Origin of the sequence: Saccharopolyspora rhizosphaerae (assembly GCF_003931915.1) — a bacterium.
Lineage (GTDB): Bacteria > Actinomycetota > Actinomycetes > Mycobacteriales > Pseudonocardiaceae > Saccharopolyspora > Saccharopolyspora rhizosphaerae.
Genome location: NZ_RSAA01000001.1, coordinates 325768 through 337915, shown reverse-complemented (window position 1 = coordinate 337915; position 12148 = coordinate 325768). Strand labels below are relative to the sequence as shown.

At 72.0% G+C, this 12148-nt stretch carries 14 protein-coding genes; 7 read left to right on the top strand and 7 right to left on the bottom strand.

The window, feature by feature from the left end; translation table 11 throughout:
- The first annotated feature begins 11 nt into the window (after positions 1–11).
- On the top strand, positions 12–524 hold the full coding sequence (locus EIL87_RS01590; RefSeq protein WP_199740141.1) for a MarR family winged helix-turn-helix transcriptional regulator: 513 nt from the start codon (positions 12–14) through the stop codon (positions 522–524).
- 3 nt (positions 525–527) lie between these two features.
- On the opposite strand, the gene EIL87_RS01585 is transcribed toward EIL87_RS01590, so the two are convergent.
- Positions 528–2387, bottom strand: a complete 1860-nt coding sequence (locus EIL87_RS01585; protein WP_125088463.1) for an ABC transporter ATP-binding protein — start codon at positions 2385–2387, stop codon at positions 528–530.
- Positions 2388–2671: 284 nt separating this feature from the next.
- On the opposite strand from EIL87_RS01585, the gene EIL87_RS01580 reads away from it, so the two are divergent.
- Entirely contained in the window at positions 2672–3388 is a 717-nt protein-coding gene (locus tag EIL87_RS01580; protein ID WP_233575939.1) for a GPP34 family phosphoprotein, read from the top strand.
- Positions 3389–3554: 166 nt separating this feature from the next.
- On the opposite strand, the gene EIL87_RS01575 is transcribed toward EIL87_RS01580, so the two are convergent.
- Positions 3555–3767 carry a hypothetical protein gene (locus EIL87_RS01575; protein ID WP_125088298.1) on the bottom strand — a complete coding sequence of 71 codons (213 nt, stop codon included), beginning with the start codon at positions 3765–3767 and terminating at the stop codon, positions 3555–3557.
- Positions 3768–3930: 163 nt separating this feature from the next.
- Here EIL87_RS01575 and EIL87_RS01570 point away from each other — a divergent pair, with 163 nt between their 5' ends.
- From EIL87_RS01570 to EIL87_RS01560, 4 genes are all read left to right on the top strand, one after another.
- A complete protein-coding gene (locus tag EIL87_RS01570) occupies positions 3931–4872 on the top strand; it encodes a DUF3616 domain-containing protein (RefSeq protein WP_233575938.1) in 942 nt (313 codons plus the stop codon).
- Entirely contained in the window at positions 4778–5062 is a 285-nt protein-coding gene (locus tag EIL87_RS27645) for a DUF3616 domain-containing protein (protein ID WP_267898787.1), read from the top strand. The genes EIL87_RS01570 and EIL87_RS27645 overlap by 95 nt, the downstream gene beginning before the upstream one ends.
- A 63-nt stretch (positions 5063–5125) precedes the next feature.
- Positions 5126–6019: a LysR family transcriptional regulator gene (locus EIL87_RS01565; RefSeq protein ID WP_125088462.1), complete on the top strand. Its 894-nt coding sequence runs from the start codon at positions 5126–5128 to the stop codon at positions 6017–6019.
- Positions 6020–6116: 97 nt separating this feature from the next.
- Positions 6117–7166, top strand: a complete 1050-nt coding sequence (locus EIL87_RS01560; protein ID WP_233575937.1) for a cyclase family protein — start codon at positions 6117–6119, stop codon at positions 7164–7166.
- 18 nt (positions 7167–7184) lie between these two features.
- Here EIL87_RS01560 and EIL87_RS01555 read toward each other — a convergent pair whose 3' ends face one another.
- From EIL87_RS01555 to EIL87_RS01545, 4 genes are all read right to left on the bottom strand, one after another.
- A complete protein-coding gene (locus tag EIL87_RS01555; RefSeq protein ID WP_125088297.1) occupies positions 7185–8090 on the bottom strand; it encodes a pseudouridine synthase in 906 nt (301 codons plus the stop codon).
- A gap of 28 nt (positions 8091–8118) precedes the next feature.
- On the bottom strand, positions 8119–8283 hold the full coding sequence (locus tag EIL87_RS26945; RefSeq protein ID WP_199740139.1) for a hypothetical protein: 165 nt from the start codon (positions 8281–8283) through the stop codon (positions 8119–8121).
- A 90-nt stretch (positions 8284–8373) separates the two neighbouring features.
- On the bottom strand, positions 8374–9822 hold the full coding sequence (locus EIL87_RS01550) for an MFS transporter (protein ID WP_125088296.1): 1449 nt from the start codon (positions 9820–9822) through the stop codon (positions 8374–8376).
- A 17-nt stretch (positions 9823–9839) separates the two neighbouring features.
- The gene (locus EIL87_RS01545) at positions 9840–10766 is read right to left on the bottom strand and encodes a U32 family peptidase (RefSeq protein WP_125088295.1); all 927 of its coding nucleotides are present in this window, start codon (positions 10764–10766) and stop codon (positions 9840–9842) included.
- Between the two features lie 166 nt (positions 10767–10932).
- On the opposite strand from EIL87_RS01545, the gene EIL87_RS01540 reads away from it, so the two are divergent.
- Positions 10933–11694 (top strand): IclR family transcriptional regulator, encoded by a 762-nt coding sequence (locus tag EIL87_RS01540; RefSeq protein ID WP_125088294.1) that lies wholly within the window; start codon positions 10933–10935, stop codon positions 11692–11694.
- On the opposite strand, the gene EIL87_RS01535 is transcribed toward EIL87_RS01540, so the two are convergent.
- On the bottom strand, positions 11695–12120 hold the full coding sequence (locus tag EIL87_RS01535; protein WP_125088293.1) for a universal stress protein: 426 nt from the start codon (positions 12118–12120) through the stop codon (positions 11695–11697).
- Between the last annotated feature and the right edge of the window lie 28 nt (positions 12121–12148).

Sequence of the window (12148 nt, the reverse complement as noted above, 5' to 3'; positions counted from 1 at the left end):
GGCTCCGAGGTGTGAGCGACACGCGCTGGTTGAGCGACCACGAGCAGCGCGCCTGGCGGAAGCTGGCCGCCGTGATGACCGTCGTGCCCGCGGCGCTGGACGCGCAGCTGCAGCGCGACGCCGGTCTCACGATGTTCGGCTACTGGGTGCTGGCGATGCTGTCGGAGGCGCCCGGACGACAACTGCGGATGAGCCACCTCGCCCAGCAGTCCAACGCCTCGCCGTCCCGGGTCTCGCACGTGGTCTCCCGGCTGGAGCAGCAGGGCTTCGTCGCCCGCCGCAAGGCCGAGGACGACGCGCGCGGCAGCATCGCCGAGCTCACCGAGGACGGGTTGGCCAAGGTCGTCGCCACCGCTCCCGGCCACGTCGAGAAGGTCCGCTCCCTGATCATCGACGCCCTCAGCGAGGAGCAGGTCACCCTCCTCGACGAGCTCTGCTCGGCCCTGCTGGCGCGCGTCGACCCGGAAGGAGCCCTCTCGGTGACTCCCCCGGGCGACCTGCGCGCCTCCGCGTCCGAACGCTGAGGATCAGGCGGCTTCGCCGGAGTCCGAGCGCTGCGCGGCGAACTGCGTGCGGTAGAGCTCGGCGTAGTGACCGCCGCGGGCGAGCAGCTCCTCGTGGGTGCCCTCCTCGACGATCCGCCCCTCGCCGATGACCAGGATGCGGTCGGCCTCGCGGATGGTGGCCAGCCGGTGGGCGATGACCAGCGCCGTGCGCCCCGACAACGCCGTGGCCAGCGCCCGCTGGACCGCGGCCTCCGACTCGGAGTCCAGGTGCGCGGTGGCCTCGTCGAGCACCACGATCGGCGGTGCCTTGAGCAGCAGCCGCGCGATCGCCAGCCGCTGCTTCTCCCCACCGGAGAGCCGGTGGCCGCGGTCGCCGACCACCGTGTCCAGCCCGTCGGGCAGCGAGTCGATCAGGTGCCCCAGCTGCGCCACCCGCAGCGCCTCGACCAGCTCCTGCTCGGTCGCTTCGGGCCGGGCGAAGGTGAGGTTGGCGCGGATCGTGTCGTGGAACAGGTGCGCCTCCTGGGTGACCACGCCGACGTGCTCGTACAGCGAGGCCAGCGAGGTGTCGCGCACGTCGACCCCGCCGATGCGCACGGCACCGGAGTCGACGTCGTAGAGCCGCCCGGCCAGGTTGGTGATGGTCGTCTTGCCGGCACCGGAATGCCCCACCAGCGCCACGGTCTGGCCCGGCTCGGCGCGGAAGCTGATGTCGTGCAGCACCGGGTGGGCCGGGGCGTTGTCGGCCCGTGCCACCGACTCCAGCGACGCCAGCGACACCTCGTGGGACGCGGGGTAGCGGAACGAGACGTGGTCGAACTCGACGTCGGAGGCCCCGGCCGGCAGCTCGCGGGCCTCCGGCTTCTCGGTGATCATCGGCTTGAGGTCGAGGACCTCGAAGACGCGGTCGAAGCTCACCAGCGCGGTCATCACGTCCACGTGCACGTTCGACAGCGCCGTCAGCGGCCCGTACAGCCGGTTGAGCAGGCTCGCCAGCGCCACCAGCGTGCCCAGCTGGAAGGCCCCGGCCAGCACCAGACCGCCGCCCAGGCCGTACACCACGGCCGTGGCCAGCGCCGCGAGCAGCGTCAAGGCGACCATGAACACCCGGCTGTACATCGCCGAGACGATGCCCATGTCGCGGACCCTCTCGGCCCGGGCGGCGAAGCGCTCGGACTCCTCGTCGGTGCGGCCGTAGAGCTTGGCCAGCATCGCCCCTCCCACCCCGAAGCGCTCGGTCATCAGCGAGCTCATCTCGGCGTCGAGCTTCATCTGCTCGCGGGTGATGCGCTGCAGCTTGCGCCCCACCCAGCGCACCGGGAGCAGGAACAGCGGCAGCAGCACCAGCGAGATCACGGTGATCTGCCAGGACAACGTGAACATGGTGGCCAGCACGAGCACCAGGCTCAGCACGTTGGACACCACCGACGATAACGTCGAGGTGAGCGCCCGTTGCGCGCCGATGACGTCGTTGTTGAGCCGGCTGACCAGGGCGCCGGTCTGGGCGCGCACGAAGAAGGCCACCGGCATCCGCTGCACGTGGTCGAAGACCTCGCGCCGCAGGTCGTAGATCAGGCCCTCGCCCAGCCGCGCGGAGTACCAGCGCTGCGCCAGGCTCATCACCGCTTCCAGCACCGCGACCCCGGCCACCGCCAAGGCCAGCCACACGACCAGCGAGAAGTTCCTCGGCACGATGCCGTTGTCGATGATGGCCTTGAACAGCAGCGGGTTGACCACCCCGAGCGCGGCGGCCAGCGCCACCAGCACCAGGAACGGCACGATGTCGCGCAGGTAGGGGCGGGCGTAGCCGCCGATGCGGCGGAGCAGGCCCGCGGACAGGCGTTGCCGGGTGACGGACTTGTCGCTCGCGAAGGAGCGCATCGTCGACCAGTTGGCGTTCACGTGGAGGTCCTTCGTGACGTGGTGGTGTCGATCGGTTCGGACCTGTACATCCTCGGAGTTCGTGTTAGGTGGAAGTCAATGCGCCTCTCGGTTGTTCCCGACCCGGGAAGCGGACGATGATCGACCACAACGATTCGGCCACATCCTGGGGCCGGGCGGTGCGCGCGAGGGCGTTGATCTTGAACGATGGCGCACCGAGGGGTGCTGCGAGGGGCGTCTTCCGGCGCGCACCACGTCCTGGCTGTGACGAGGAGAGCGACCACGTGTTGAAGGCCGGTGGCGGGAGCGGTGCGGAGCCCGGCAGCACGAGGCTCCCGCTGCGCGTCGCGGACCGGTTCTTCCTGGCCGCCCACGCTGGTGAAGCCCGGCTGTCCCCGCGCATCGGCTCCGACCTGCTGGCCCTGGGCTGCGCGGGCGGGTTGTTGGCCGAGCTGATCGTGGAGCAGGAGATCGCCGTCACCCCCGACGTGCGGCCCAGCGGCAACGGCCGCTGCCCGGACTTCCTGTCCTGGACGGTGCTGCGCGAGATCCGCCGCGAAGCGGGTCACGAGCTGCGCACCTGGCTGGCCCGCCTCGCCGGGACCGCGGTGGAGAAGGTGCGCTGCCGGTTGGTGCTGGTCGACGTGCTGCGCGAGGTCCCGGTCTCCGGCGGGCTGCGTGGTGGGTCAGCGGCGGCCTGGCGCGTCGCCGACACCCAGTGCGGCAACGCCACGGCTGCGCTCGAAGAGCTGTTCACCGCGGCCGACTCCGCCTCCGGTAGCGGCATCATCACCGTGCCCGAGCGGCTCGCCGAGATCACCTCGGCACTGCTGGTGCGCGAGACGGGGGTGCTGCGGCACCTGGCCTTGTCCAAGCAGGCCCAGAGGCAAGGGGAGTTCCGGTTGTCCTCTTGGGAGTCGCTGCTGCCCGGGGCGTTGCGCAGCCTGGTCGCCGAGATCGCGACCGCCTGCGGAGTCTCCGGGACACCCTCGCGGCGCTGAGGCGGCCGCAGACCAGGTCTGCCAACGGGGAGCGGAGCTCGTCAGCGCGCGAGGACGTGAACCCGTCTGCGGTGTCGGAGCTGCCGTGCGGAAAGCCGCGGCGTCTCCCTCGCAGGTGCGGTGCGGCAGGGCACCCGGCTCCGCGCCCTGCCGGGGCCACGCGGTGTCAGGTTTCGGCACCCACGTAGCGGAATTCCCAGGTTCCATCACCGTTCTCGCCCGAGCGCTCGTAGATCAGCCGCGGCGGTACCGCCTCCGGGTTGCGAGCGCGTGCGGGCAAGGTGATGCGCGGGATCGGTTTGCCCGATGAGTCGGCCGAGACGGTCAGCTCCTGACCGTCCTGAGGCCCACCGCGGAGCCGGACCCGGATGTCTGGCACAGCGATCCCTCTCCTTCTCCCATGGACGCGAGGACAACGACATGGCTTAGGACCGCGCACCTGCCCCACCGGTTCCCGCAGTCACTTGATCGTGTGGGCGGGGGGCTCGTCGTGCCGCCCTGACGCGGGAGCTCACGGCGCCGGAACCTGGTAGGAACGATGCGTGAACGTAGCACGGACGGTGCGGTTGATGTTCACCGCCGGCGCGGTCGAGGCCACCACGCACGCGAACCTCCCCGCGGTGCGCGCCGACGGCGCACACCGCGGGGAGACGGCCACGGTCGAACGGCTCACCTGCGACGATCCCGCCCGTCCCACCGCACACCGCGACCACGTCAGCTTCCCGCTCGCCGACGTCGTCGACCTCCCGGGGGAAGCCGACGACGAGGTCGACGTGGAGGGGGTCTGCCGCAACGGCCCGTACCTGTGGGTGGTGGGCTCGCGCAGCGCCAAGCGCCGCGAGGTCAAGCCCAGCCACTCCGACGCCAAGGCCGCCACACGCCTCGCCTCGGTCTCCGCCGAACCCAGCCGCCGCGTGCTCGCCCGCATCGCGCTGGCCGACCCCGTGCCGGCCGAACGCACCCCGGAAGGCGCGAGCAGCGCTGCGCTCGGGAGGGGAGGACTGGTCGAGCTGCTAGCCGAGGGCGAGCACCTCCGGCCGTTCCTGGACCTCACCGGCAAGGAGAACGGGTTCGACGTCGAAGGCATCGCCGTGCACGGAGAAGCCGGTCAGGAGCGCGTCCACCTGGGGCTGCGCGGGCCGGTGCTGCGCGGCTGGGCCGTGCTGCTGCAGCTCAAACCGCGTGCAGGCACCGACGGGGAACTGGTGCTCGCCTCCCGCGGCGGTCACCGCTGCGCCAAGACCTTCCTCGACCTCGACGGGCTGGGCATCCGCGCCTGTGTGTGCACGGAGAGGACCTGCCGCTGCTCGCCGGGCCGTCGATGGACCTCGACGGCCCGGGTCCGGGCCTACCGCTTGGCCGGGCGCCGCTCACCGGGACACTGCCGGCGTGGTCCGCCGCGACGACCTGCACAGCGAGCTCGACCTGTCCCACGGGGAAGGCGAAGACCACGCCGGAGGACTGGCGGTGCTGCCCTCCGGTGACCTCCTCGTCGTGCAGGACAGCACCGCGGCCCACCGCCTCGAAGGCCCCGGCACCGTCCTCGCCGACGTCCTGCACCTCGGACGGCGCCCATTCCGGCACGCGAACGGTGCGGTCGCAGCAGCCAGGGGTGCGTGGAGGTCTGATCGGCCGGAAGGGCCGAGCTCGCCGACCGCTCGCACCCGGGATTGAGACCGCCCGCCTACCGAATTAGGGTCGGATCAAGACCAGGTGCGGATGGATCGGGGAGGAGTCGTGGAGCTGCGCCACCTGACCGCCTTCATCGCGGTCGCCGAAGAACTGCACTTCGGCCGTGCTGCCAAGCGCCTGCAGATGGCTCAGCCGCCGCTGAGCCAGCAGATCCGCCAGCTGGAGAAGGAGCTCGGGGTGCGGCTGTTCGAGCGCAACACCCGCTCGGTCCGGCTGACCAACGCCGGGGAGTCGTTCCTCGAGCCCGCGCGCACCGTCCTGGACGACGTCGAGATCGCGGTCGGCGCGGCCAAGGCGGCTGGGCGCGGCGAGCACGGGCGCGTCACCGTCGGTTTCGCCGGTGCCTCCAGCCACGAAGCGCTGCCGGTGCTCACCCGCGCGGTCCGCGCCGCCCACCCCGGCCTCGAGCTGGTGATGCGCGGGCAGACCTACGCCGACGTGGCGCTGGCCAAGGTCGCCGACGGCACCTTGGACCTGGGCTTCGTGCGGCTACCGGTCAACCAGCCCGGCGTGCGGACCCGCGTCATCGAGGTCGAGGAGCTCATCTGCGCGCTGCCCACCGACCACCGGCTGGCCGGTCTGGACCGGGTGCCGATCACCGAACTCGCCGACGAGCCGTTCGTCAGCTTCCCGTCCAACGCCGGGTCCACGCTGCGCGATGCGCTGGTGAAGGCGTGCGTCGCGGGTGGTTTCACCCCGCGGGTGGTGCAGGAAGCGCCGGACTCCTACACGATCCTCGCGCTGGTCGCGGCGGGTGTCGGGGTGACGTTGACGCTGACGTCCTGCCAGCACATCCAGCAGACCGGGCTGGTCTACCGCGAGCTCGCCGGCGAACCGACCCGGTTGAGAGCGGCGCTGGCCTGGCGCGAGGACAACACCAACGCCGCGCTGCACACCGTCCTCGACATCGCCGAAACCGCCCTGCCGACACCGGAGTGACCCGAGGGTCGCCGGAAACCCCGGCCGTGGAGCGGTTGATCGCTTCCGACCGGACTGCGAGGCTGCCTCCAGTCGACCTCGAGCCCGGGAGGCGAACGTGACCGGAGCACGCTGGAAGCAACGGCCGGAGGGGTCCAACTGGGGTGATTTCGGCCCCGACGACACCTCAGGGCGGATGAACCTGCTGACCCCGGAGCGCGTCCGCGCCGCGGCCGCCGAGGTGCGCGAGGGCATCACCCACGCGCTGAGCCTGCCGCTGACCTTGCCGGGCGGGAACGCGTTGAACCTCAACCGGTTCCCGCCGGTGCTCCGGCCCACCCGGCGGTTCGGCGAGATCAACTTCAACTACGAGCTGCGCGGTCACTCCGACGGCGCCACCGACGTGCTCTGCGACGACCTCGTCGTGCTGCACCTGCAGTACTCGACGCAGTGGGACTCCTTCGCCCACGCCGGAGCGCTGTTCGACGCCGACGCCGACGGAGTCCCGGAACCGGTCTTCTACAACGGGTTCCGCGCGGGCGAGCACATCACCGGGCCTGCGGAGCTGGCCGACTCGGGCACCGACGAGCTGCACGAGCGCACGACCTCCAGCGGTGGTCCGCTGGGCATCGACAACCTCGCCCGCACCGGGGTGCAGGGCCGTGGCGTGCTCATCGACCTGCGCAAGCACCTCGGCGACGGGCGCTCGGTGGTCGGTTACGACACGCTCGCCGAGATCATGGCCGCCGACGGCGTCGAGGTGGAAGAGGGCGATCTGGTGTGCTTGCACACGGGGTTCGCCCAGCGCCTCATCGACCTGGACGGCGACCCCGATCCCGACGTCCTGCACGGCGCGTGCGCGACGCTGGACGGGCGCGACGAACGCCTCCAGAAGTGGGTCACCGACACCGGGCTGACCGCGCTCATCGCCGACAACTACGCGGTCGAGAACCTCCCGGCCGGCCCGGCCGAACCGCCGGCTCCGGCGCTGCCGCTGCACCACCACTGCCTGTTCAAGCTCGGCGTCCACCTCGGCGAGCTCTGGCACCTCACACCCCTGGCCGAGGACCTGCACCGCCTCGGCCGCTCCCGCTTCCTGCTCACCGCCCCACCCCTCAACCTCCCCGGAGCCGTCGGCTCGCCGACCACCCCCGTCGCGACCCTCTGAGGACCGCGCCCGGGCTGGTCAGGGCCAGTCGAGGGTCCTGCGGGTGTGGAAGTGGCGCAGCTGACCGGTCCGCGGGTCGGGGAAGGTCAGCGTCGTGGCGAGCAGGCGCAGCGGGTTGCTGAAGTCCCGGGGCGCGTGCGGGCGGACCTCGGGGTAGAGGTCATCGCCGAGGATCGGCAGGCCCAGCGAGTTGAGGTGGACCCGCAGCTGGTGGGTGCGCCCGGTGCGGGGGTGCAGGCGGTAACGGGCCAGGCCGTCCCGGTGTTCGACCAGCTCGATGCGGGTTTCGGCGTTCGGTTCGCCCGGTTCTTCGACGGCGGCGAGCCGGCCCCGGTGCTTGACGATGCGGCTGCGGACGGTGCGCGGGAACGTCAGCCGCGGGTCGTGGGGCGCGATGGCCTCGTAGGTCTTGTCGACCCGCCGGTCGTGGAAGAGCGTCTGGTAGGGGCCGCGCAGCGCAGGGTCGACCACGAACAGCACGAGACCCGCCGTCGCCCGGTCCAGCCGGTGCGCGGGGGAGAGCTCGGGCAGCTCCAGCTGCCTGCGCAGGCGGATGAGCGCGGTCTCGGTGATGTGCTCGCCGCGCGGTGTGGTGGCCAGGAAGTGGGGCTTGTCGACGACCAGGACTTCCTCGTCCCGGTGCAGGACGTCCAGCTCGAACGGCACCGGCACCTCCGGTGCCACGTCGCGGTGGAACCACACGAAACCGCCCGGCTGGAACGGGGCTCCGGGCGGCACCGGCCCGTCGTGGGTGACGAACCGCCCCACGCGGAGCATCTCGTCGATGCGTTCCGGCCCGAGCTTGGGGATCCGCTCGACGAGGAAGTCCCGCACGGTCGCCCACCGCCCGTCGGTGGGCAAGTGCAGCCGGACCGGGTCCAGGCCGTCGCGCTGGGGCAGCGGGGAGCGGAGCTTGCGACGCATGGTCCGCCCAGGATAGCCAGCGGTCAGCTCACCCGAGGAGCTTGGCGAGGAACCAGCCGACGCGGCTGACCTTGCGGATGCGGGGATTGCCCTCGATGCCGTGGACCTCCCACTGCTGGCCGCAGTCCGGGCACCGCCACAGCCCGATCTGGGTGGGGACCTCGCACGGATGGCCGCGCCGACCTCGTCTCATGACTCGATCACATCACACCTGTGCCGTGGGAGGAGGGTGATCTGATCGTCCGGAACGGTGACGTGGGTGCTCGCCCGTGCTGGGCCGCGGTCAGTCGCGGCACTCGCAGGCCGGGTCCTGGCAGGCGTGGTTGAGGCCGGGCAGGGGAGGGGTCTCGACCCGGTCGCCCTTCCCGATGGTCAGCGCGGCCAGCACTCCTCCTGCACCGCACAGAACTGCCGAGATCAACATGGCGGTGGCGAATCCCGGCCCGAGCGGCGCGCCTGCCCCGGTGCCGGCGAGCCCCGCCACGACCGGGAGCACCGCCACCGCCAGCAGCCCCGCCAGGCGCGAGACGGCGTTGTTCACCCCGGAGGCGACGCCGCCGCGCTCGGGGCCGACCGAGCCGAGCACGGCCGCGGTCAGCGGTGCCACCGTGATCGACAGCCCGAGGCCGAAGACCAGCACGCCCGGCAGGACACCGCCGAGGTAGCTCGCGCCGAGCTCCGCGTGGGTGAGCAGCACGAGCCCGGCGGCGCAGCCGAAGGGCCCGACCGTCATCGGGATCCGCGGTCCGGTGCGCTGCGCCAGCGCGCCGACGCGTCCGGACAGCAGCAGCATGATGACCGTGATCGGCAGCGTCGCGATGCCCGCCTGCAGCGCGGAGTAGCCCATCGTCTGCTGCAGCTGCAGCGAGAGCAGGAACAACGCTCCGCTCAGCGCCGCGTAGACCGCCAGGGTCACCAGGTTCGCGCCGACGAACTGCGAGGACCGCAGCAGCGACAGGGGCAGCAGCGGAGCCGGGTGGCGCCTCTCCAGCAGCGGGAACACCACGAGTGCGGTGGCCCCGACCACCGCGGCTGTGGTGGACGCGGCGTCCCAGCCCGCGGTGGGCACCTCGATGAGGGCGAAGACCGTTCCGGACAGGCCGATCGTGACCGCCGCCGCGCCCCCGAAGTCCAGACGCCCGCTGAAGTCCGGGTCCCGGCTCTCGGGGACGTGGCGGAGCGCCAGCAGCGCGGCGGCGGCGATCGGGACGTTGATGAAGAACACCCACCGCCAGGACGCGGCGTCGACCAGCCAGCCGCCGAGGAACGGCCCCAGGGCCGAAGACATCCCGGTCAGCCCGGCCCAGCGGCCGACGGCTTCACCGCGGTCGTCGGGGTCGATGGAGGCGTTGATCAGGGCCAGGCTGCCGGGCACCAGCAGTGCTCCGCCCACGCCTTGGGCCAGCCGTGCCACGATCAGCGCCTCGCCGGTGGGGGCCAGCCCGCAGCCCAGCGAGGCGAGCGTGAACAGCACGACGCCGACGGCGAACACCCTGCGGCGGCCGTAGCGATCGCCCAGCGCGCCGCCGAGCAGCAGCAGCGCGCTGAGCGTGAGCAGGTAGGAGTCGAGGACCCACTGCAGGACGCGCAGCCCGCCGCCGACGTCCCGGCCGATGGCCGGCAGCGCCACGTTGACGACCGACCCGTCCAGGAACGCCACGCCGGACCCGAGAATGCCGGCCACCAGGATCCAGCGGCCGGAAGCGGAGCGGAGCGCGACGGCGGTGGGCACGCGCCGACGATAGGCCGCTACCCGAGGGCGGGCACGGCCAGTCCGTCCGCGGGCAGCGAGGAGGCCTTGGCCTCGGGGGCGTAGCGCTGCAGCAGCCCGAGGCCCAGCTGAGCGCGCCGGACGCGCTCGCGGCCGAGCGCCATGGCGGTCGGGGTCAGGTGGCTGCCGCTGGGGTAGATGTTCGGCGCGTTGCGCAGCCCGAACTTGACGTAGACCGGGGCCGCGACGCGCACGATCTCGGCGATCTCGAAGTGGCGGACGAACCCGCCCATGTCGTCGGGCGCCTCGACGTAGATGTCCAGCGGCAGGTCGGTGGCCGCCCGGATCGCCGCCAGCTGCCCGAGGCTGAGGTCGGTGGGCACGTTGTAGGTGTCGGCGCCCAGGTCCTCGGCGATGCGCACCGAGGCGGGGTTGGCCAGCCCCATCTGGACGCTGATCTTGAACTGCATGTCGGAGGGGAGGTCCCCGGCCTCGCGCATCGCCGAGGCGACCTTGAGCACGCCCAGGTCGGTGATCAGCACGCTGCGGATGCCGGCCTCGGCGGTGCGGCGGACGTCCTCGAGCACGTGCACCAGCTGCTCGGTGCCGCGCGCCTGCGCGGCGACCGGGGCGCCGCCGGAGGAGACCGCCATCGCGCTGGTGTCCCACCCGGCCAGCGGCCGGGCGAACAGGCTCAGCTCGACCGACCGCGCGGCGGCGGTGGCGGCCATGGCGCCGAGCTCGTCGTCGGTGAGGAGCATCCCGCCGCTGCCCTGGGAGATCCGGTGGACCAGCACGCCGCGCGCGTCGGCCTCGGCCAGCACCGCGTCGAGGACCTCGGGGCCTTCGGTGCTGGGGATCTCCACGCGGTACTGGGCGCCGTCGGGGAACCTCTTGTCGCTGGTGGCCGCCGTGTCGTCGGTGGGCAGGCCGAGGGATCGCAGGAATTCGCGTGTCTGGCGCACCTGGGGAGTCTCCGTCCGATATTCCGAACAACGTTCGCAGAATCGTAAGATCGCGGCGAAGTCGAGGTCAAGAACACGGTTCCCCCTCGACCGATATCGGGTACGATGTTCGAAATATCGGTCAACCGCTGCGGCGGCGGGCCCGACGAGGGAAGGAGCGACGGCGTTGGCACGAGCGGTACCGGCGGTGGAGCGGGCGTTCGACGTGCTCGAACTGTTCCTGGAGGCCGACGAACTCAGCGCCCCCGAGATCACAGCGCAACTCGGGTTGCCGCGCACCACGGTGCACGAACTGGTCGGCACGCTCAACGAGCGGGGCTACCTGATGCCCACCGGGCGCGCCACCAACAAGTACCGGCTGGGGGTGCGCAGCTTCCAGCTGGGGTCGGCCTACGCGGAGCGGCTGGACCTGGCCCGCGAAGGCCAGCTGGTGGCCGAGGAGATCGCCGAGCGCTGCCAGGAGACCGTCCACGTCGGCGTGCGCGACACGGCCGACGTCCTCTACGTCTCCAAGGTCGACAGCAGCCACCCGGTGCGGATGGTCTCCGCCGTGGGCCGCCGGCTGCCGGCGCACTGCACCGCGCTGGGCAAGACGCTGCTGGCCGCGCTGCCGCGCGCGGAGGTCGACGAGATCTACAGCGGCCACAAGCTCGAGCCGATGACCGAGCACAGCATCACCACCCGCAAGGCGCTGCGGAAGGAGCTCGACGAGATCGCCGAGGACGGCGTGGCCCGCGAGTACTGCGAGTCCAACGAGTCGGTGGCGTGCGTGGCCGCGCCGGTGCGCGACACCAGCGGCGAGGTGGTCGCCGCGATGAGCATCTCGGTGCCCATCCTGCGCTGGAACGACGAGACCGAGGCCGCGCTGCGCGACCTGGTGCGCGACGGTGCCGCCGCGCTGTCGGAGAGGCTCGGCCACACCGCGTGATCAGTGCCGGACGATGACCACCGGGCACTTGGCGTGCAGGGCCGAGCGCTGGCTCACCGAGCCCAGCAGCGCGCCGTAGAAGCTGCCGTGCCCACGGCTGCCGACGACGAGCAGGTCGGCCTCGGCCGAGCCGTCGATGAGGGCCTGCGCGGCGTGGCCGTGCACCAGCTCGCGCTCGATGGTCACGTCCGGCTTCTTCTGCTGGAACTCCTCGACGGTGTCGTCGAGGACCTGCCGCGCCGCCTCCTCGAAGTCGTCGGGCGGCATCGGCCCGCCCTCCCAGGAGTAGAACGCGGGGAACTCCCACGCGCTGATCGCCCGGACCGTTGAGCCGGTGAGCTCGGCCTGCTCGAGCGCCCACCGCATCGCGCACTTCGAGGGTTCCGATCCGTCCACGCCGACGACGATCCGGCCGTGGTGCGTCATGACGACCTCCCGGGTTGGCCCTGGTCCC